General features: G+C 64.6%; 1 protein-coding gene. It reads left to right on the forward strand.

The annotated features are described in order from the left end of the window. Positions 1 to 143: 143 nt before the first annotated feature. On the forward strand, positions 144 to 381 hold a 238-nt coding region (locus AC1DIW_RS21910; RefSeq protein ID WP_478110933.1), incomplete at its 3' end, for a metallophosphoesterase.

A 381-nucleotide genomic window follows, 5' to 3' on the forward strand; every position in this document is an offset into this window, starting at 1 on the left:
GTATGCGTCCGCCGGAGTACCCGAATATCGGCCAGCCGGAAACATGCCTACTGGGGTTTGCGCATCGCGGACCGAATCTCTGGTTGGATAGATGTGAGAGGGACGCTGGAGGCAACCGCTTCCACCCAACCAAGAAGGTAGCGATGGAACTCATCGAGGCCGAACACCCCCGGCCGCGTCATTTCCTACTCCACTTCAGTGACGCCCATCTGCTGGGCGGCACGGACCCGCTGCACGGCGTCGTCGATAGCGACGCCCGGCTGCGGGAACTGTTTGACGAAGTCCGTGCCTCCGGCGCGCGCCCCGAGGCTGTGGTCTTCACCGGCGACCTGGCAGACCGCGGCGAGGCGGAGGACTACGCGAAAATCCGCAGCATCGTGG

The organism is Terrabacter sp. 01T434, assembly GCF_056398545.1.